Genomic DNA, 21,830 nt, shown 5'->3' on the forward strand with positions numbered 1-21,830 from the left:
AACTTGCAGAAAAGCTCATCCATCTCATGATGGATGAGCTTTATTCTGGATAATTTAAATGTTTAATTTTGAGTTTTAGCTTCGACAGTTTTGGCATGTAGAACTTCGCTATCAGCTACCGTCACTTTCTTTTTCTCACGGTATTCTGCTGCTTTGGCAATATTTTTTTCTGCAAAATGCAAACCACCCTCACCCGCCATAGTAACGGTCGTGAACATGGAAATACTGCCTAATAATGCGAGAGTAGATATTAGTCTTACTTTCATCGCTTACCCTCCAAATTTGTAACTACTGAATTGATTTTATTTGTTTTAGATCAAGCAATTACTGTTCCAATTATTAAATTAGATATATCTTATCCATTACAATCTAACATATTATTTATTAAATAAAGCAATGCAATATCAATCACATATTTTTACCTATTCTCCCCTTTATAAAACTTAGATGAAAAATAAGAAAACCCTAAAGATGACGGATCTTTAGGGTTTTAATTTAGGCACTATTCTGATTCTAAAGCAGGTCTTAATACTATTTTTATTTTTGAGTTTTAGGCAAGAAGAAACTTAGTAGACCCAATAATGGCAGGTATGAGCATAGCTGGAACACCCATGCGATGCTGGTATGATCTGCCACATAACCCAATCCGACTGCTGCAATCCCACTGATACCAAACATCACGCCAAACATCAAACCGGCAATCGTACCCACACGGCCTGGTACTGCTTCCTGAGCATAGACGACCATGGCGGAAAATGCTGAAGACAGAATCAGTCCGGCAAAAATTGAAAAGATACAGGTCCAGAATAAATTGGCATACGGCATGAGTAAGGCAAATGGTGCCATACCTAAAAAGGAAAACCAGATCACTGCATTACGGCCAATCCGGTCGCCAATGGGTCCACCAAAGAAAGTACCCAGTGCCACGGCGCCTAAAAAGGCAAATAGATAAAGCTGTGCATCTCGGATTGAGATGCCAAATTTATCAATCAGGTAAAAAGTAAAATAATTACTGATGCTTACGGTATAGGTGAATTTGGCGATCATCAGAATACCAATGACAGCAAGCCCACGGATTAAAGTGATGCCCTGCAGTTTGTTTGCTGCCGTAGCACCTATCTTTTTCAGCTGTGCCTGACTATTGTTTACAGTCCAACGGCTAACCTTAAACAGTACAAATATGCCAAAAGCAGCAAACAGCATCAGCCATGCTGAAGATGCCTGTCCATTCGGAATAATAATCAGTGCAGCCAGTAAAGGCCCTACCGCAGAGCCACTATTGCCACCGACCTGAAAGGCCGATTGTGCAGTACCAAGCTTGCCGCCGGAAGCCATACGTGCCACACGCGATGCTTCCGGATGAAAGGTTGAAGAGCCAATCCCGATAACTGCAGCGGAAAGCAGCAACATTGCAAAACTCTGTGATAAGGCCAACAGCAGAATCCCAATCAGGGTAAAGCCCATACCGATCGGTAATAGATAAGGTTTTGGATATTTGTCAGTATAGAAGCCCACCCAAGGTTGCAATAAAGACGCCGTCAATTGATATACGAGAGAGATTAAGCCGATCTGGCCAAAACTCAGGTCATAATTGGTTTTCAGTAAAGGATAGATGGCTGGTAAACAGGCTTGAATCAGGTCATTTAAGAAATGTGCAAGGGCAACAGCAAAGACAATGGGTAAAACCATTTTTGAGGCAGACCGCGTTACTTCGGTCTGTGCAATATCCGTCATATTCATCCATGTAGCATCCGGTAATGGATGAAGATTATACGCCATGCCAAATTACTTGAAATTTATTTTATTTTCTATTTTTTAATCTTCTTAAATAAACTATTTCGGCAAATTACTCAGCTGCTGCTCCTGTAATTCAATGATTTCTGCATCCAGCTGTTCCAGTTCTTCATGATGATGCGTCACATAAATCATCGGCACTTGTATTTCATCCCGAATTCGGGCAAAAAATGGCAGGATCTGCTGCTTAAGTTTGGTATCCAGGCCAGTCAATGGTTCATCAAGGAGCAGGAGTTCCGGACTAGATAACAGTGCCCGACCGATAGAAATACGCTGTGCCTCACCGCCTGAGAGTTGCTGAATCCGACGCTGCAATAGATGTTCAATTTCCAGCAACTTGGCAATCTCGTTTAAATGAAATTTTTCCTGCGCTAATTTGCCCCATTTTTTAGCGTAAAGCAGGTTCTGTTCAACATTCATATGTGGAAACAGCATCGCCTGCTGAAACACCAACGCTATTTTGCGCTGATGGATTGGGATGTGAATTTTCTGCTCTGTATCATTCAAAATCTGTTTATTTAAATGAATATAGCCAGATTGTGGCTGATAGAGTCCAAGTAGTAATTTAAGAAAAGTAGTTTTGCCTGCTCCAGAAGGTCCAACAATTCCCAATACAGAACTCTGCATCTGGACTGCTGCATCTAAACTAAAGTTGTCCTTTTGATAATGAAATTCACACTGCAGCATTAGCGCTCCTGAATTTTCTGCTGGTATTTTTGCATAATCCAGTAATTCGCCAATAATGCTGCAAAAGCCAGACCTAGAGACAATAGCACCAGCCGCAAAGCCATCTGTTCACCATCAGGTTGCTGGAGTAGCGAATAGATCGCAATCGGAATGGTACGGGTTTCGTCAGGAATATTGCCTACAAAGGTGATGGTGGCACCAAACTCGCCCAAACTACGGCTAAAACAGAGAATACTGCCAATTAAAATACCGGGCAAAGCCAGCGGCAGACTGATACTGCAAAAGACTTTATAGGGCTGAACACCCAAAGAATTTGCTACCTGTTCCAACTGCGGATTAATCATCTGGAAGGACAAACGGATCGGTTGAACCATTAATGGAAAAGCTACAATCATGGCGGCCAGCACTGCACCTTTCCAGTTAAAAGCCAGCTGAATGCCCCACTGTTGCAACCATTGTCCAATCCAGCCATTGCCACCAAAGACGATTAACAATAAATAACCCAATACCACCGGTGGCAATACCATCGGCATCTGTAACAGTGCTTCCACTACATATTTTAGTCGAAACTCATAACGTGCCAGAATCCAGGCCAGCAGGATGGCAAAAGGCAAACAGATGACAGTGGCAAAACCGGCGACTTTGGCCGACAGATACAGTGCACTGAGTTCCTCCGGTGTCAGCATACTGGAACCATCCTAGAGTTTAAAACCATAGTGCTGATAAATATTTTTCGCCTCGGTATGCTGACTCATAAAACGCATTAATTTGACTGCATCGGCATTTTTACTGCCTTGCTGAGTCAGTGCAATTGGATAGACAATCAGGCTATGCGTATAAGCTGGAAAAATGCCAGTAATTTTCACTTTTTTACTCTGTAGTGCATCGGTTTTATATACAATTCCTGCTGTACACTCGCCACGCTCCACAAAAGCCAAGGTAGCACGCACATCATCTGTTCCAACAATGCGTCTTTGTAGACCCTTTAACCAGTTCAGGCTGGTAAGACTCTGCTTGGCGTATTTTCCAGCCGGTACCGACTCCATTTGTCCGGTACATAAATGCCCCTGAAAGGACTGAGCAAAATTAAATTTTGGGCTTGCCTGAAATTTCTGCAAAATATTTAGAGGACTGATGAGTACCAGTTGATTAGTTAATAATGGCTTTACTTGAGACCTGGCGATTTTTTGTTTTTTCACCAGATAATTCATCCAGTCCTGATCAGCAGAGAAGAAAATATCACCTAGTGCTCCTGCCTCAATTTGCCGAGCCAATGCTGACGAAGCACCAAATACTGTTACCACTTTCACTTGAGGATGCCGTTTTTCATACTGCCGGACAATCTCAGTCACCGCATTGCCCAAGCTAGATGCAGCATAGATGCGAACCGTCCCTGCCTGTAGTGCAGACGAGATCAAAAATGTACTGATTAAAATAGCAGTCTTTTTCACCTGTCATAGCTTCCTTATATAAACAGGCCTTGCAGGATCTGACCTGTCCGAATCGCTTGTGCGGCAGGCACCCGGACAATACAGTTGGCCTGCATTAAGTTACTCAACATGTGCGATTGCTGTTTTGGCAAACTGGAAATCTTCAGCACTCCCGATTCAAAGCTTGCTACCATACGCAAAAAACGTTCCCGGCTATCCGCTGTCAGGTCATGACTCATTACGGCACTAAACCATTGCGGTAACTGCTTTTGACCTTGTAATGCATTGATTAAGGTGGATACATAGATCTGCATGCCCATATAGACCGCACCCGGATTACCCGGTAAGCCGAGTAAATAACATGGACTTTGATCGGGTCGATCAGATTTGGCGAAGAACATTGGCTTTCCGGGTTTTTGTTTAACTTTCCAGAATAACTGTTCGAACCCAAGTTTCAGTGCTACCGGGCGGACAAAGTCATAATCTCCTACCGATACACCACCGGTGGTCAGGATCAGATCATATTGATTTCGGAGTTGTTCAAATAAATCGCTCACTGCCTGTTCCGTATCGGCAACATGCATGATCTCAACCTGCTGGTTTCTGGACTGAAACAAGGCTTGAATTAAAGGAGTATTAGCGTCAAAGATTTTGCCTGAATCCAGATCTTCTACTGTTTCAGCGACTTCATCTCCAGTAATGACAACGGCAATTTTGGGATAGCGATATACTGGTATTTCCCGGATACCGGCCATGCTCAAGGCTGCAATTGTCCCGATACTGAGCTGCTGACCCTGAGCAGCCAAGCATTGGCCCATGCTAATTTCTTCACCTGCGTGACGAATATCAGCATCCAGCACTAAGGCTTGAGTTAAGATAATGGTCGAGTCCTTAAGCTGTACAATTTCCTGTCGTGCTACCGTTGTGGTCTGCAACGGAATTTTCGCGCCAGTAAAGATGCGTACTGCCTGCCCCGGCTCAAGTAACACATCAGCTCCCTGTCCAGCACGAACTTCACCAATCAGCTCAAAACTGCTTTCTGCTGGCCTGTCGGCATCCATACAGATGGCATAACCGTCTACAGCACTTTGTGAAAATATCGGCAGCTGAATTTCTGAATAAATATCTGCGGCTACAAAACGGTTCAGTGCCTGACTTAAGAGCAATGTTTCAGTGCCTAGGTGATCAGTATGCTCTAGAACCATTTGCAGAGCTTGATCGACAGAAATTAGTCCCGGTTCACTGCCACAGGTGGAATGTGCTGTCCTTACAGCATGATTCATTGATAGCCTCCTGCATGCGGAATATTTTTCTGCACATCAAACAGATGCACAAGTGCAGGTAAAATCGCCACTAAAGATTCTTTAGCTCCTTGGCGACTACCGGGTAAGGTAAGGATCAGGCTGTTTTCGATATAACCTGCGACACCGCGGCTCAGTGCTGCATAAGGTGTACGACGTTGACCAAAACTGCGCGCAGCTTCCATCAGTCCTGGAATTTCACGGGTTAATAAGGGTTGAATGGTTTCTATTGTCAGATCTTTAGGTCCAAGTCCCGTACCACCCACGGTCAGAATTAATGGATAAGCATTTTTTTGCTGTTCAATTAAAGCTTGTAGCTGTTCAGGACTGTCCGGAATCACCTGATACTGGATATAGCCAAAATTGGCTTCTTCCAGAATTTCCATCACATTCTGCCCGGCTGTGTCGGCTTTCTTGCCAGATGCCACACTATCAGAAAGTACAATGACAGAGGCTGCTAAAGGTTCTTTCAGAACACGAGTGAAATGTGATTTTCCACCCTTTTTTTGCTCCAGTTTCACCTGATCTAGACATAATTCTTCCGGCTCACAATGTGGTTTCAGCATATCGTAAAGGGTTAGGCCTGCCAGACTGACTGCTGTCAGCGCTTCCATTTCCACACCCGTTGGACCAATCGTTTCTACCACCGCAGTAATCACTACATGGGCTTCTTCCAGCTCATATTCCACATCAGCACTATAAATTGGTAGCGGATGACACAGAGGAATGAGTTCATCCGTACGTTTCGCCCCTAAAATACCCGCGATCCGGGCGGTTTTTAGAGCATCACCTTTGTCGGTATTGCCATTACGTAGCAGTTCAATGCAGTGTGGCGGCGCATGTAGAATTCCAGTCGCAACAGCAGTACGGTAACTTTCCGGCTTCATTCCGACATCTTTCATGGTTTTCCCTTCTTTAATCTCTTAATTTTTTACTTAAACTTTAATTTATAGCGGCCATTGATAAGCGGGAACATCTGGCTGGATTGCATGAGGAAACACTTGTTTCGATTTCTCGGCGTCACAACAGGCATGGCTATGCGTATGTGAATGTGCTCTATGATGCTGATCATTTACATCATGATCACGCCGGATACAGCACCCTTCTACATACTGACTGCTGCCATCCATATAGAATTCTTCTTTCCAGACCGGCACTTCATGCTTGACCCGTTCCACGGCTTCTTCACAGGCCTGAAAGGCTTCACGGCGATGTGGTGCATAGGCTATGGCAATAATGGCGATATCACCGATATCCAGTGAACCAATGCGATGTACTACCCGCACATAGGAAACGCCATATTTGCTCTGAATCTCATGCTCGATTTGACGAATCATTTTTTCAGCAACAGGTGCATAAGCGGTATATTTTAGTGCCTTGACTGCCTTCCCTTCATGATGGTTACGCACCGTACCCACAAAAATTCCAATTCCGCCACATTCAGGAAAACTTTGAATAGCATCAAAAATATCCTGTTGCAGCGGTGTGTCCTGAATACGGGCAAACTGTTTAAGATCCATCTCAGCCTCCTGCGACCGGTGATAGCAGCACCAGCGTACTGTCCTGATGCAATTGCTTCTGGCGGGAAATGATGTCTTCACCCATAGCACAGGCACAACGTTCTAATAAATTGTAGGCCTCAGGAAAAGACTGAACGACTTTATCCAGTACCTCAGCAACCAGACTGTCTGGCTGACATTGCACGGTTAAATCTTGAGGCAACTGACGTTCGATTGCACCGAAAGACTCGATTTTGATGGTGATCGATGCTTGAAGTTCTGTGGTCATCTTAGCCTCCTATCATATGCATACTGATTTTTCGGAAATTTGAAGGGGTTTTATGTGATGGATTGAACTGTTCTTGCTGAGCCTGAATGGCATCAAAGCCTGCGGCCTTGTTCCAGATATATGTATGTAATTGCTGTTGCAGAATGGGTTCTGCGAATGGCGTGCCCTGCTGTAATTGTTGAATGCTGTCTTTTAGTTTTAAGCCTTGAGCTGCAAACAGGCAGTTAAAGAATTCACCTTGCGCATTTAAACGCAGTCGATCACAGTCACCACAGAATGAATGGGTAATCGTAGAAATGATGCCGATTGGCATGCCATCAATTTGATAAGTTCGTGCCGGATTAGCAGCCTGACTTTGCCCAATTTGAACATCAAATTCTGTGGCTAACTGATCCAAAATTTCCTGCTCACTGACAATACGACTGCGTGCCCAGTTCTGGTCGCCATCTAATGGCATAAATTCAATAAAACGCAGTTCGACTTTTTCGCGTTGAGCCCAATGTACCAAAGGCAGAATCTGATCGTCATTCATACCTTTAATGAGCACTGTATTAATCTTGATAGGAAAACCAGCTTTCTGAGCAGCTTGAATACCTTCTAATACGGGTTGCAGTTTTTTTGCGGTTAGCTGTTCAAACTGTTCTGTATCCAGACTGTCCAGGCTGATATTCAGGTCATCCAGACCAGCCTGCTTTAACTCTGCGGCATATTGCTTCAAATAATGACCATTCGTGGTCATAGAAATGCGTTTCAGGCCGATTTTTTTCAGTTGTTGCAGCGCGGCAATAAAATGCACTATCCCTTGACGCATTAAAGGTTCACCACCAGTAATGCGGATTTGTTCGATACCACGGCAAACCATAAATTCACAAAAATGATAGAGTTGTTCAAAACTGAGTAAATCTTGTTTTTTCATCCATTCCGGATGTTCTGGCATGCAATAAACACATTTAAAATTACAGCGATCCGTCACTGAAATACGCAGCTTACGTTTGTTGCGCCCGAACTGATCCTGAAATACCGGAACTAGCTCAGCCTGCTGTAAAGGATTGATGTGATTCATTGCTTATTCCATCAGGGCCGATCATCAACTTTGTTTTTAGCCAAATATGTTGCTGACCGATGCCCTATTAAATTGCTATTGCTCTAGGGTTAAATTGCAATAAGTGTTCCAACTTTGCGCAGAAATTGCGGTTTTTTAATATTTGAGTGCGATTTATTGGAATTTAAGAATAATAGGAGTTTGAAACAGGTGTACTGCCCTGTTTGTAAGCACTGCTCAATCAGCACTTAGAGAAAATGCAGTTGCTGATGCTGCTGTAACTCATCGAGGGAGTTAATGCTGTGAAAAAACAGTGCGTGATTTTTAAATCGCGCCATTTGCATGTGCATTTTTGCAAAACAGTGCCTTAAACTGCGCTGATTTTGCTCAATATGCTGCTGTAAAGTTGGCAGCCTGCTGCGTTTTAACAGACAGAATGGATATAAGGCTGTGTCATTAATTTCTACCACTGCAACTTCACAACGTGGATCTCGTTGCATCGCCCGGTGTAATCTAGAAATAACCTTTTTTGGAATGTAAGTTACATCGCATGGTACAAATAGCACATAGTCTGACTGCACATGGGACCATGCGCTTTTCATGCCCATTAAGGGTCCCTGAAAGCCCGGTTCATCATCCTGAAAATAACGAATCGATGGAATCAAACGTTTATAGATAGAGTGATCCCGGTGGCTGTTGATCCAGACTTGTCTTACACGGGATCTAAGTTGCTGATGAATCTTGATCAGTTGAATTTCATCATCAAACTTTTGCAGCAGCTTGTTCATGCCATTCATTCGACGCGCCTGGCCACCGGCCAGGATGACTAAATCGGTGGGTGGATAATTTATATTCTTATGGATTCTTTTCATTATACGGACTCCGTCTGGCAAGCTTTAATCAGGCCACGAATTTCAGGTAAGCAGGAACCGCAGTTGCCGCCGGCTTTTAAACATGCAGTCACTTGTTTTTCATTGGTGATATTTTTTTCTTTAATGGTCTGGATAATACGGTTTTTACCGACTTTGAAACAGCTGCATACGAGCGCACCTTCATTATTGCTCATCGAGATTGCCTGACCAGCGAGTAATGCCTTACGGTGCATGGCACTAAGACGTTCACGCTGAAACAGCCCCGATAACCAGTCACGATCTGGCAGCAGCTCTTTTGGTGCAATATACAGGCTGGCAATCAGCTTGCCGTCCTGCAACACCAAGCTATGACTGATATGCGCGGTCTGGTCCTCCAGATTCAGCCATTCAAAGTCCTCTTCAGTAAAAGGCAATAAGCTTTTCAACTGCTGGGTGGTGGTATTGAATTTCTGGCGATCCGCAATTTCATAACGTGTTGCACGAATGGCTTTGACCTTGGTCCACCAGATACTCTTATCAATGAACGGCTGCACATAATTTTCAAAGCCTTCACGCACATACAGCACACCCTGCCACTGGATATGGAATGGCTGGATCAACACAGGCGTGTGCTTGAATTCTGGTTCACCGGAAATGGCATCGACGACTGGATTGACCAGCTTGCCGACACGGGCATCTGACGCAACTTGATCATTCCAGTGAATTGAGGCAAAGACCTGACCACGACGGATATTATCACTGACCTGAGCACGTAAAATACATTGTCCCCATTCAGAACGCACTTCGACCAGTTCAGCATCTTGAATCCCATATTTCAGTGCATCATTTGGGTGAATTTCGCAGTAAGGTTCAGCCCGATGCGTACTCAGATTTGCAGACAGACCGGTACGGCTCATGGTATGCCACTGGTCACGAATCCGGCCAGTATTTAAAATCAAAGGATATTCACTAGAAACCTGATTCACGGGATCAATTGCAGTTGTGGCAATAAACTTGGCTTTAGCATCAGCATGACTAAATTGACCTTGGGCAAATAATCGGGCTACAGATTTAGCAGGTTGCTGTTTATCCCAAACTGGCCATTGCACGGGTTCCAGGTTGTCATATTCTTCTGCAGTTAAATTGCTCAAGCCTTGCAGGTTAAAATAACGGAAATATGGGTTTTCGGTACGCTGAGAAATTTCTGCATTTTGATAGGCAGAAAGCCCGGCATGTTCCTGAAATATTTCATGGCTAGTGTTGAAATCAAAACCACTAAAGCCCATGTGCTTCGCCACCTGTGCAATGGCCCACCAGTCGGCTTTGGCTTTACCCGGCGCATCTAAAAAGGCATGTTGCCGTGAAATGCGGCGTTCCGAATTGGTTACCGTGCCATCTTTTTCTCCCCAGCCTAAAGCTGGAAGTAATACATCAGCATATTGAGTGGTATCGGTCTCCTGACAGATATCAGACACCACGACGAATTCACATTTATCCAGCGCACGTTTCACCTGATCGGCATCGGGCAGGCTGACGACCGGATTGGTGGCCATGATCCAGATCGCTTTGATCTTGCCGCTTTCGACAGCCTGAAATAAATCGACCGCTTTTAAGCCGGCCTGAGTCGCAATCGTAGGACTTTGCCAGAAGTTTTGCACCAGCTGTTGATGCCCGGGGTTTTCTAAATCCAGATGAGCCGCCAGCATATTGGCCAGACCACCCACCTCTCGTCCACCCATGGCATTCGGCTGGCCTGTCATAGAGAATGGAGCTGCACCGAGTTTACCGATTTTTCCAGTCAATAAATGACAGTTAATAATGCTGTTGGCTTTATCTACTCCTCGTGAAGATTGGTTTACCCCCATAGAGAACAAAGTCATGACTTTGTCAGTCTGGGCGAATTTTTCAAAGAATTGAATCAGCTTGACAGCTGAAATACCGGTGCGTGCAGCGACATCATCAATAAATGCTTCTGAAGCACTGCTCGTCAATACCTGTTCCAAGCCTTGTGTATGTGCAGCAACAAATTCCTGATCTACATAACCATGCTGGTATAAGTACTGTAATAGACCATTAAACAGTGCAACGTCTTGCCCTGGCAGTACAGGCAGATGCAAATCCGCTGCTTCACAGGTACTGGTAAAGCGCGGATCAACCACAACCACAAACAGATCACGCTGTTCCTTGGCTTTCATAATGCGCTGGTACAGCACCGGATGGCACCATGCGGTATTGGAACCGACCAGTACAACCATATCGTTATGTTCAAAATCTTCGTAGCTGGCTGGAACCAGATCTTCACCAAAGGCACGCTTATGTGCAGCTACAGCTGAGGACATACACAGACGTGAATTCGTATCAATATTTGCTGTGCCGAGATAGCCTTTGACGAACTTGTTGACTACATAATAGTCTTCGGTCAACAGCTGACCGGAGACATAAAAGGCAATACTGTCACGACCATACTGGTCAATGTATTGCTGGAATTTATGAGCAATCGTTGAAGTTGCAGTATCCCAATCAGTGACTTCACGCAGATCTTTCCGACCCAGTATTGGCTGCAGTAAACGGGTTTCCAGTCCCAAAGTATCTGCCAGATTACTACCTTTGATGCATAACTTGCCGAAATTGGAAGGATGATTCACATCACCTTCAATCGTCACTTTTTGACCTAATAGCGTTTGACTCACATGCGCTGTAACGCCACAACCTACGCCACAGTATGGGCAAGTAGTTTGGGTAGTTTTAGTTTGTAATTCTGTGGAGCTATGCAGTTCAACCACTGGGATACTATTCATTGCTGCTGTGCTCCTTAATCATCTAAATTCACTTAACTCGCCAAATCTTTGATATCTAGCTTTTACAGGTGTGATTTAAATTTTTTCTATGTCTCAAAAGCTTTAATCCTCCCCAACCCTCCTTTAGCAAAGGAGGGAGGTTCCCCTCTTTTTCAAAGAGGGGTTGGGGGAGAATTATCCGATTAACCTGCTTTTTTCAATGCAAAATCCCGACCAAAAAGCAGTTTATTTCGAATCGAAGTGATCGGTGTCTGATCGGCAATCAGCTCGGCATACCATGCACCATCTTCAGTATCGCCAAACAATACTGTCCCAATAACTCTATCTTTTTGAATAATAATGCGTTTATAGATTTGACGTTTCTCGTCATTTAGCACGATATCTTCAAAATCATCCTTGGGCTCGAAGTCACCTGCCGAGAATACATCACAGCCACTCACTTTTAATTGGGTTGGTACAGTTGGAGCCTTAAACATCAGACTGCCATGCTCGGCCAGATGTGATGCACAAATGAACGCCTGGCCCCAAAGTGGTTCAACCAGACCAAAAGTTTGACCTCGATGTTCAATACATTCACCCACAGCATAAATACTTGGGTCAAAAGTCTGCATAGTGTCATTGACCAATACACCACGGTTACAACGCAAGCCCGCGCTTTGGGCTAAAGCCATATTTGGACGGATCCCCACGGCGAAGACCACCAGATCAGCATCCAGTACAGTGCCGTCTTTGAGTTTGACTTGAGTCACATGACCATTTTCACCGACCAAACTTTCGGTATTGGCTTCGGTCAGGATACAGATGCCCTTCTGTTCAATTGCTGTTTTCAGCATCTGGCTAGCTTTACTGTCCAGCTGACGGTCCATAATGCGGTCTGTTAAGTGCAACACCGTCACATTCATGCCTTGCTGTTTCAGGCCATACGCCGCTTCCAGCCCTAAAAGTCCTCCGCCAATGACGACAGCATTTTTCCGGGTCTTGCAGTAATCCAGCATGGTATTGACATCATAAATATCACGGAAGCTGAGTACGCCTTTTAAATCACTACCTGGAATTGGTGGAACAAATGGTTTGGAACCGGTTGCCAAAATCAGGCGATCATAACTGATCACTTCACCTTTATCGGTATAAACATGTTTACGCGGACGATCAATGCGGACTGCCGGATCGCCGGCAATCAGGCGAATGCCTTTGTCGGCATACCAGGCATGCGGATGCAGCATAATGTCATCTATCGTTTTCTCGCCGGACAATACTGGTGACAGCATGATGCGGTTGTAATTCCCCCAAGGCTCTTCACCAATTACGGTAATTTCATAGCGGTCTGGCGCCATATCTAGCAGATCCTCCAGACAGCGCATGCCTGCCAGACCATTACCGATCAGTACCAGTTTCATTTTTTCAGGCGAAACGCCGTTATTGGTGATATAGGTTTTTTGTGGCACTGGACTAATCCAGACTTTGCCACTCTCAATCTTGCTTGGAAAAACCAGCAGCTTCTGGTCTTTATCTTCCAGGCAGCGACCAGTTGCCAGACTAAAATGCTGCTTGTAAATCGGTGAAGCCACTACGCGCTCACCTTGCAGATCGCCCAGAATCCCGCGTGACATCACAAATGCTTTACTAAAAGGATCCTGGTTACTCAGCGCATAAACACGCTTTTCATGACCGACACGGAACAAAGCAATTTGCTGATCTTCCAGCAATGCCGCTACACCTGTATTTGGGATAATGTCATCCAGTGCACACACTTCAACCCAATTCAGTTCATTCATATCTTTTAAAATGGTCATATTCTTTCTTCCTTATGCTTTGAATCAGGCTTCCACTACTGGAATACGGGTGATATCGCGTTCAGCTTCAGTTTTCGGACGGATCTGGCCGCGTACTTCAGTAAATTGAACATAAGGATCATTTTGCTGTTCAGCTTTGGCATTAATAAAGGTTTTGAAGCGTTTACGAACTTCAGGATCTTCGATCGCAGTACGCCATTCGTCCTGATAAGTACCCACGACATGTTCCATACGACGTTCTAATTCTGCTGCCAGCCCTAATGAGTCATTCACAACGACATCTTTCAAATACTCCAGACCACCTTCCAGGTTATCTCGCCATACCGAAGTACGTTGCAGACGGTCCGCAGTCTGGATATAGAACATGAAGAAGCGGTCGATATATTTAATTAAGGTTTGGGTATCCAGATCAGAGGCCAGCAGTTCTGCATGACGTGGTTTCATTCCACCATTACCGCAGACATACAGGTTCCAGCCTTTTTCAGTCGCGATCACACCGACGTCTTTACTTTGTGCTTCAGCACATTCACGGGTACAGCCAGAAACTGCCATTTTTAATTTGTGTGGAGAGCGTAGACCCTTGTAGCGGTTTTCCAGATAGATCGCTAGGCCTACAGAATCATCAACACCAAAACGGCACCAAGTGCTACCTACACAAGATTTCACCGTACGTAAGGATTTACCGTAAGCATGACCTGATTCAAAACCGGCATTGATCAGTTTTTCCCAGATTTCTGGTAATTGATGGACTTGCGCACCAAACATGTCGACACGCTGACCACCCGTCAGTTTGGTATACAGACCATATTCTTTGGCAATCTGACCAATCACGATCAGTCCATCTGGTGTCACTTCACCACCTGCCATACGCGGTACCACCGAGTAAGTACCATCTTTCTGGATATTACCCAAATAGTAGTCATTGCTATCTTGCAGGCCGGCATGACTTGGTTTCAGCACAAAGTCGTTCCAGCAAGATGCCAAAATATTGGCTACTGTAGGTTTACAGATGTCACAGCCCAGACCATGACCATGTTGCTGGATCAGATCATCAAAAGTCTTGATTTCATTAACGCGCACCAGGTGATACAGCTCTTGGCGTGAATAAGCGAAGTGTTCACAGAGATGGTTATTTACGGTAACGCCTTGACGTTGTAATTCAGATTTTAGGACTTGCGTCACCAGCGGTGCACAGCCACCACAAGCCGTTGCGGCTTTAGTGCATTTTTTCAGGGCACCAAGAGAAGTTGAACCATCGGCAATCGCAGAACAGATATCCGCTTTAGAAACGTTGTTACATGAACAGATGGTTGCGCTATCTGGCAGTAGATCTACCCCGCTGCCACCCATTTTCGCTGCTGCCTGATCAAAGCCTGGCATGATCAGACTTTCTGGATTTTCTGGAATTTCCAGACCATTCAGCATCATTTGCAGCAGGTCATTATATTCTTTGGCACAACCGACCAGTACAGCACCCAGCAGTCTGGACTTTTCAGCATTGACCACAATTTTCTTATAGATCTGTGCCGCTTCATCGGCATAGAAGTAGCTGAGTGAACCTGGTGTCATGGCATGTGCATCACCCACTGATGCAACATCAACTCCCATCAGTTTCAACTTGGTGCTCATGTCTGCGCCAGCAAATGCTGCACATTCTTCTTGCAGTACATGTTTCGCAGCAATACGTGCCATGTCATAGCCTGGCGCAACCAGACCAAAAATCTTGTTATTCCACAGCGCACATTCACCAATCGCGTAAATGTCTAGGTTCGAAGTCTGGCAATAATCATTGATCATGATCCCGCCGCGCTCACCAATCGCCAGGCCGCTTTGACGTGCCAGTTCGTCACGTGGACGGATCCCTGCAGAGAACAGGATGATGTCGGTTTCCAGTTCAGCGCCATCACCAAACTTCATCACGTGCTTGGTATTGACACCATCTTCAATAGACGAAGTTGCTTTTTGAGTATGGACTTTTACGCCCAGATCTTCGATTTTGCTGCGTAATACTTTACCGCCCAGGTCATCAATCTGTACTGCCATCAGGCGTGGTGCGAATTCGACCACATGCGTTTCCAGATTCAGGTCACGCAACGCTTTTGCCGCTTCCAGACCCAGCAAACCACCACCAATCACGACACCGTTTTTGGCATTCAGGCTGGCTGCACGAATGGCATCCAGATCTTCAATGGTACGGTAAACAAAGCAGTTTTCACGGTCGTTGCCTGGAATTGGTGGAACAAAAGCATAGGAGCCGGTAGCTAAAACCAGTTTGTCATAAGCAATCACATCGCCATGATTAGTGGTGACTGTTTTATTAACAGTATCGATTGCAGTCGCTTTAGTGCTTAAACGCAGATCTATTCCATACGCATCTGCAAAGTCATTACGGCAAAGGGTTAAATCCTTGGCTGATTTTCCAGTGAAATATTCAGTTAAATGTACACGGTCATAAGCCAGACGCGGCTCTTCTGCCAGAATCGTGATTTCAACGTCATCACCTGCATGCTCAAGCACAGATTCAATAAATTTGTGCCCTACCATGCCATGGCCAATCATTACCAGTTTCATATTCCTTCTCCTAAATTTTCTAAATCTTGTATCTTGTGTTTTAAGCCAGGTTGTTTCGTTCAAGGACAGCTTCTTCATACAGCTTTTGCTCTTTGGCTTTATGCTCAACCGAGAAGCGGATCATCAATACACAGCTTGCTGCTATCACCACCAGTCCACCCAGCACCATCAGTGTGGTCTGAATGTCCAGCATGCCTTTCAACAGGAAGCCTGCTGCAACTGCGCCGACATTACCGCCCGCACCAATAATTCCGGCAACACCACCAAGTGCATCACGATCAATAAACGGTACCAGGGCATAGGTTGCGCCACAGGCCATATGGGTAAATAGTGCAAAAATGGTCATGGTCAGAATGGCCAACATAGCGCTGTTCATTTGCGAGAATACGACCAGAAATACCCCTTCTAGCAGGATCATCAGAAACAGTACTTTGGTGCGACCATCTAGACCTTTGCTCAATGCCACCTTGTCTGAAATGATGCCGCCCAGTGCACGGGCAAACAGCGCCAGTAAACCGAAGATACCTGCCGCCATACCGGCTTCTTTTAGACCAAATTCAAAGTTTTCTACGTAGTACAGAGCGATGATGTTATGGATGAAGATTTCAATTCCGAAACATGCTGCATAGGCACCAAACAGAATCCAGACACGGTAGTTTTTTGCTGCATGTAGCAGAATCGCCATGCCACCTTTTTTGTCGCTACCCATGCTCATGCCTTGCGCACGTAATTCGTTAAAGTTGCCTTGTGGACAGTCTTGAGTCAGTTTCCAGTACAGGATCCCGACAATCACCATCATCACACCTGGCACAATCAGTGCAATTCTCCAACCCATCGCCTGCTCAACACCAAACATGACAAGCGCTGCCAGAAGTAAAGGCATCAAAGCCTGAGTCGCACCACCACCGGCATTACCCCAGCCTGCAGTGGTTGCATTTGCCGTACCTACAACATTGGGTGCAAACATGATGCTGGTGTGATATTGGGTAATGACGAAACTGGCACCAATGGCGCCAATCAGTAAGCGGAAAAACAGAAAGGATTCATAGCTATTCGCAGAGGCCACACCAAAGACCGGGATACTGCCGAGTACGAGTAAGGCGGTATAGGTTTTCCGTGGACCATATTTGTCACATAGCGGACCGACAATCAGTCGAACCAGAATGGTGATCGCGACTGCTGCAATATTGATATTGGCGATTTGATCTTTGGTTAAGCTGAATTCACCCGCGATCACAGGCATCAGCGGTGCACAGGCGAACCAGGCAAAGAAACAGACAAAGAATGCCAGCCAGCTCATATGGAAGGCCCGCATCGCTGCGCTGGAAAAATTGAATAGACTTATTTTTGTTGCTTTTTGAGCATGTAAATTTGAAGACATGACCATCTTCCTCCAGAACTGAACGTTATAACTACCCTGGCCTGGTGCTTTAACAGGTCAGAATCGAACAGAACGGACATCGTTGGCCGTTTAAATCTTCATGTATCGGTCGTCTTTGACTTAATACATTTATCTGAGTAAATATTTAGCAGGATCTGTGCCAATTTTATAAAAAAGATTCTTTTTACTTATTTTTTAAGTGATAAAGAGCTGATCTACCTTATTTTATAGCCATTGAATTTCCCTACGTCATGCATGAGATTGCACCGTTTCAAAGCTTATGCACGAAAAGGAACCATAAACATGCAGCAAAGCCTGCTGTATATAGCAAATAGCTGGCGCAAAAATTGCATATAAGTGCGCTTAAGATGTAATGATCATTGGATCAAAATAAAGCTGTAATATGCCAAAACTTAAAATTGCACTCATTGATGACAATGCCGAGCGTGCTGAATTTATTCAGAATTCTTTAACCGAGCATGATTTTATCGTCGTTGCCTGCCTGATCGTTCATGATCTGAGCATGGTGCATGTCAAGAATCTGCAAGCAGATGTCATTTTATTAAATATGGATCATCCCCATCGAGACATCATCGAAAGCTGCGTCAGCCAGTATGAATTACCTACGGTTCTTTTTACCCAGAACTCCAGCAAGGACACCATCAAGAGTGCGATTGATGCCGGTGTGACGGCCTATATTGTCGATGGTATTGATCCTAGCAAGCTGAATAGCATCATGGAGATTTCCATTGAGCAATTTCATAAGCATAAAAAGCTGCTTAATGATCTCAAGGAAACCCAGGACAAACTGGCTGATCGCCGGGATATCGATAAAGCCAAATCCTTGCTGATTCAGCTGCATTCCATGACAGAGGAACAGGCCTTTGCCCTGCTGCGTAAAAATGCCATGAGCCACCGCATTACCCTGGGCGAAATGGCAAGACGTCTGCTGGATGCACAGAAACTATTATCGGGTGAATAAGGAGAAAAAAATGTCTGAACTAGAACAGCATGAAATTAATATCGGCTTTATTCCCTTGCTCGATTGTGTCGCGATTTTATGGGCGGAAAAACAGGGCTATTTTCTAGAAGAGGGGTTAAAAGTTAATTTGATCCGTGAGGCGTCGTGGGCAAGTTTGCGCGATCGTCTGGCTTATGGCTTTTTAGATGCTGCGCATTGCCTGTCTGCCATGTTACCTGCTGCAGCACTTGGACAGGACCAACTCAAAGCCAATCTGCAAACGCCGTTAGTACTTAGTATTAATCAAGCCTTTATCAGTCTGCGTCAGGAGCTATGCTATGCGTTGGATCTGCACCAGGATGTAGATGAAAAAACCAGCTCGCAAAAGCTGGTACAGGCACTAAAAGCAAATAAACGTGTCAATCTGGCACATGTATATAAGTATTCAATCCATCATTTCTGTTTACGTGAATGGCTGGCACTGACTGATCCGGATTTTGCTAAAAACCTGCCTATGCTGACCTCACCGCCACCTTCAATGGTAAAAGGTATCGCCCAGCATATTTTTGATGGTTTTTGTGTGGGTGAACCCTGGAATATTCAGGCACAGATTGAAGGTCATAGCTTTATTGTCGCTTCCAGCCAGAACGTGATTCCCAAAGTTGCAGATAAAGTTCTGGCCATGACCCAGGAATGGGCAGAACAGCATCCATGCACAGTGAAAGCGCTGGTGACTGCTGTCCAGAAAGCGCAAGCAGATTTAAAACAGCGCCCAGATCTTTCCGAAGTATGGGACATGCTGGTAGATTATCAGATTATTCAGTTTGAATGTTCCGCCCAGCGGCATGTCTATGACTTTTACAAGATCAAGAATATTATCCGGAATTTTGTTGGGAAAAGTGCCGAACCGAAAGTCGATGATTTTATCTGGCTCCTGCAGCAGATGCAGAAATGGGAAAATCTTGATCTGTCAGTGGATGATCAGCTACAGATTGCGAAATCCTGTATTTATCAACAAGAATCTAGCACTGTTTAATACTTTGTATATTCCCATAAAAAAGACCCGGGAAAATTCCGGGTCTTTTTTATTTAACGTTTTATTTAGCTTACTACCTGCTGTAAATCCAGTTGCATAAATTTCTGCAAGGACAATTTTCCAGCAATAATCTGATTGATGAATTGTGACATTTCATCATACAAAGTCTCATAAAGCTGCGGCTCTAATGCCATATGTCTTAACTGAATCTGCAAATGCATCAAAAGTTCCTGCTGCTCGCATTCACCCTGTTCTAGGGCATAGACATAACCCAGCACTGCGCCTTTTAAAACCACATCAAATGGCAAGCTATATTTAAGCAAGGTCAATAATGAACCCATAACCCGTTCATTGTGTTCCAGCTTTCTTAAGGGTTCACGTCCTACACGTGCACATGGATCCTGATAAGCATAGGCACAAGATTCAGTGAAACTTTGTGCCAGACGTTCCAGGTCTGAGGCATGTTTTGGAATCTGGTAGCAGAGACCATGCTTCACCTGAGCTAAGGCCTGGTGCATAAATTTTCTGACTGCCTGATCTGACATGGCTACGCCAATGGTCTGATGACCACGCAGGCTGGCATACCACGCCATCATCGCATGTACACCATTCCATAAGCGGTTTTTAATCAGCTGGATATTGGCAATATCATCTACCAGAATCATCTGGCGCATTTTAGCCAATAATGGACTGTTATTTTCCACATAGATTGGCATATCCGTTTCGGCATTAAACAGAATCAGGTCCATCGACTGCAGAATATGACTCGGCTGGAAATTACGGCGCAGGTCTTCAATATATAAGCCCGCCTGATGTTCCTGCTCTGCATTCAGGGCTGTAGAATCATCCAGATCCACTACGGACAGATCTTCATCCAGCTGATACTGCTTGAACATGTTGTATTTGATGCGCAGCTGACGGTACAGTTTCTGGTCGGACAGTTTGGAGACCATACGGTTGACCACAGTGTCACAGAAGTAATGCTGATCCATAATGTGCTGCGCTGTCTGTTCATCCGTAATCTGTTTCAGACGGCTCAGAATCTGCTGCATCACCAGCTGTTTGGCCCCGATTTTATTTAGGATAATTAACAGCGTCAGCGGCTGTTCCTGCTGCTCGTAGGCCAAGTATCGCGCATATAAACCCTGTGCAATTACTTCTGCTTCAGAAACCAGCGCTTCCTCAGGGACACAGACTGCCACCAGACTGGATTCAATATACATGTTCTGCATTTGCTCCAGATCATGCGCATCAATCACACTCATATTTTCAATACGCTGGTCAAAAGAGTTCTGACCATAACGAATGCAATAGGTGCCAAACGCATTAACGGCAGACTGATAGAGTGGATTACGTGTCGAAGCAATTATTTTGCGTGGACGCGTATAGCCATCCCAGTGTGATAACACCTGAGCCAGATAACCGCCCCCAATTGCACCAAAACCATGAATCCCGACAGTCAGCTGATTGAGTGTTTGCGGAAAAGCAGTATCCAGTTCCGGCATGTCCAGAACCGGAACAAACTGGTTCAGTTCCGTCAAAAAATCTTCGACTGTTTCATAATAATACTGGGCCTGTTCCAGCATGGACTCGTTCGGTATTTTGATATCCTTGAACAGCACCGTCATACCACCTGCATCATAGGCAGATCGCAGGCCATTTTCAGAATCTTCAAACATCAGGCATTGAGCCGGGCTTAAATTGATTTTTTCGGCTGCACTGATAAAAATTTCCGGATGAGGTTTCCCCTGCTTAATCTCATCGCCACACACCAGTACATCAAAAAATTTATAGACATTGGCATTGATCAGATATTCTTCTGCGATCGCACGTCGACTTGAGGTCGCTACCGCCATTTTCAGGCCTGCCTTACGTAAGCGTTCCAATACCTGCAATAAACCTTTTTTAATGGGAACACCGTGATGACGTACATGTTCCAGTTCCAGTACATCGGCACGCTGGCGAATCTCGGCATAGGGCACGTCCTGTCCATAACGCTCTTTGGCCAATTGCTCTGCACTACGGGCACTGAGGCCCAAACACTGCATTAAATAATTTTCAGAAAATTCGACGCCGATCAGCTCACGTGAAGCTTGTTGCAAGGTTTGAAAGCGCAAGCGTTCCGTATCAAACATGGTTCCATCCATATCGAAAATTGCGCCGTGTACGATTTGATTTTTAAATTCCAGCATTGCTCCCCTTTTATAATTCAATGAGTTAAGAAGTGAGCAATACCTTAAAGAAAAGCTGGATCGAATTAAACCAATGTAAAGATATGAAATAGTTCTGGTTGTAAAATAATCAATAAAGATTGAAATACTATTATTTATGTTTCTACATGTAATCAGGATGTTAACTTAAGTAAGCCATTAACTCTGCCTATCGTTTTAAATTTTC

Annotated in this window: 18 protein-coding genes; 2 read left to right on the top strand and 16 right to left on the bottom strand. The window is 44.7% G+C overall.

Annotation, left to right across the window (positions count from 1 at the left end):
• Positions 1–62: 62 nt before the first annotated feature.
• From IHE35_RS07015 to IHE35_RS07085, 15 genes are all read right to left on the bottom strand, one after another.
• Positions 63–218 carry a hypothetical protein gene (locus IHE35_RS07015; RefSeq protein WP_242789903.1) on the bottom strand — a complete coding sequence of 52 codons (156 nt, stop codon included), beginning with the start codon at positions 216–218 and terminating at the stop codon, positions 63–65.
• Positions 219–537: 319 nt separating this feature from the next.
• Positions 538–1,740, bottom strand: a complete 1,203-nt coding sequence (locus tag IHE35_RS07020) for an MFS transporter (protein WP_242789972.1) — start codon at positions 1,738–1,740, stop codon at positions 538–540.
• Positions 1,741–1,833: 93 nt separating this feature from the next.
• On the bottom strand, positions 1,834–2,481 hold the full coding sequence (locus IHE35_RS07025; protein ID WP_242789904.1) for an ATP-binding cassette domain-containing protein: 648 nt from the start codon (positions 2,479–2,481) through the stop codon (positions 1,834–1,836).
• Positions 2,481–3,167 carry a molybdate ABC transporter permease subunit gene (gene modB, locus IHE35_RS07030; RefSeq protein WP_242789905.1) on the bottom strand — a complete coding sequence of 229 codons (687 nt, stop codon included), beginning with the start codon at positions 3,165–3,167 and terminating at the stop codon, positions 2,481–2,483. The genes IHE35_RS07025 and modB overlap by 1 nt, the downstream gene beginning before the upstream one ends.
• A gap of 12 nt (positions 3,168–3,179) precedes the next feature.
• A complete protein-coding gene (gene modA / locus IHE35_RS07035) occupies positions 3,180–3,932 on the bottom strand; it encodes a molybdate ABC transporter substrate-binding protein (RefSeq protein ID WP_242789906.1) in 753 nt (250 codons plus the stop codon).
• 14 nt (positions 3,933–3,946) lie between these two features.
• On the bottom strand, positions 3,947–5,194 hold the full coding sequence (locus IHE35_RS07040) for a molybdopterin molybdotransferase MoeA (RefSeq protein ID WP_242789907.1): 1,248 nt from the start codon (positions 5,192–5,194) through the stop codon (positions 3,947–3,949).
• Positions 5,191–6,114 carry a bifunctional molybdenum cofactor biosynthesis protein MoaC/MoaB gene (gene moaCB / locus IHE35_RS07045; RefSeq protein WP_242789908.1) on the bottom strand — a complete coding sequence of 308 codons (924 nt, stop codon included), beginning with the start codon at positions 6,112–6,114 and terminating at the stop codon, positions 5,191–5,193. The genes IHE35_RS07040 and moaCB overlap by 4 nt, the downstream gene beginning before the upstream one ends.
• Before the next feature lie 45 nt (positions 6,115–6,159).
• Positions 6,160–6,732: a molybdenum cofactor biosynthesis protein MoaE gene (locus tag IHE35_RS07050; RefSeq protein WP_242789909.1), complete on the bottom strand. Its 573-nt coding sequence runs from the start codon at positions 6,730–6,732 to the stop codon at positions 6,160–6,162.
• Between the two features lies 1 nt (position 6,733).
• Positions 6,734–7,000 (bottom strand): MoaD/ThiS family protein, encoded by a 267-nt coding sequence (locus IHE35_RS07055; RefSeq protein WP_242789910.1) that lies wholly within the window; start codon positions 6,998–7,000, stop codon positions 6,734–6,736.
• Between the two features lies 1 nt (position 7,001).
• Entirely contained in the window at positions 7,002–8,063 is a 1,062-nt protein-coding gene (moaA, locus tag IHE35_RS07060; protein WP_242789911.1) for a GTP 3',8-cyclase MoaA, read from the bottom strand.
• A 227-nt stretch (positions 8,064–8,290) separates the two neighbouring features.
• Positions 8,291–8,914, bottom strand: a complete 624-nt coding sequence (locus IHE35_RS07065) for an NTP transferase domain-containing protein (protein ID WP_242789912.1) — start codon at positions 8,912–8,914, stop codon at positions 8,291–8,293.
• Positions 8,914–11,691 (bottom strand): nitrate reductase, encoded by a 2,778-nt coding sequence (locus tag IHE35_RS07070; protein ID WP_242789913.1) that lies wholly within the window; start codon positions 11,689–11,691, stop codon positions 8,914–8,916. The genes IHE35_RS07065 and IHE35_RS07070 overlap by 1 nt, the downstream gene beginning before the upstream one ends.
• 182 nt (positions 11,692–11,873) lie before the next feature.
• Positions 11,874–13,484 (bottom strand): nitrite reductase small subunit NirD, encoded by a 1,611-nt coding sequence (gene nirD, locus IHE35_RS07075; RefSeq protein ID WP_242789914.1) that lies wholly within the window; start codon positions 13,482–13,484, stop codon positions 11,874–11,876.
• Between the two features lie 24 nt (positions 13,485–13,508).
• Positions 13,509–16,055: a nitrite reductase large subunit NirB gene (gene nirB, locus IHE35_RS07080; protein ID WP_242789915.1), complete on the bottom strand. Its 2,547-nt coding sequence runs from the start codon at positions 16,053–16,055 to the stop codon at positions 13,509–13,511.
• Positions 16,056–16,095: 40 nt separating this feature from the next.
• Complete coding sequence (locus IHE35_RS07085) at positions 16,096–17,442, bottom strand: MFS transporter (RefSeq protein ID WP_242789916.1); 1,347 nt, start codon at positions 17,440–17,442, stop codon at positions 16,096–16,098.
• A gap of 397 nt (positions 17,443–17,839) precedes the next feature.
• Between IHE35_RS07085 and IHE35_RS07090 the strand changes: the two genes are divergently transcribed.
• Both IHE35_RS07090 and IHE35_RS07095 read left to right on the top strand, forming a co-directional pair.
• Positions 17,840–18,418 carry an ANTAR domain-containing protein gene (locus tag IHE35_RS07090; protein WP_242789917.1) on the top strand — a complete coding sequence of 193 codons (579 nt, stop codon included), beginning with the start codon at positions 17,840–17,842 and terminating at the stop codon, positions 18,416–18,418.
• 10 nt (positions 18,419–18,428) lie between these two features.
• Entirely contained in the window at positions 18,429–19,433 is a 1,005-nt protein-coding gene (locus IHE35_RS07095; RefSeq protein WP_242789918.1) for an ABC transporter substrate-binding protein, read from the top strand.
• A 65-nt stretch (positions 19,434–19,498) separates the two neighbouring features.
• Here the strand turns inward: IHE35_RS07095 and IHE35_RS07100 are convergent, their stop codons facing one another.
• Positions 19,499–21,625, bottom strand: a complete 2,127-nt coding sequence (locus IHE35_RS07100) for an HAD family hydrolase (protein ID WP_242789919.1) — start codon at positions 21,623–21,625, stop codon at positions 19,499–19,501.
• Positions 21,626–21,830 lie beyond the last annotated feature (205 nt).

The organism is Acinetobacter sp. ASP199, from assembly GCF_022700675.1.
Lineage (GTDB): Bacteria > Pseudomonadota > Gammaproteobacteria > Pseudomonadales > Moraxellaceae > Acinetobacter.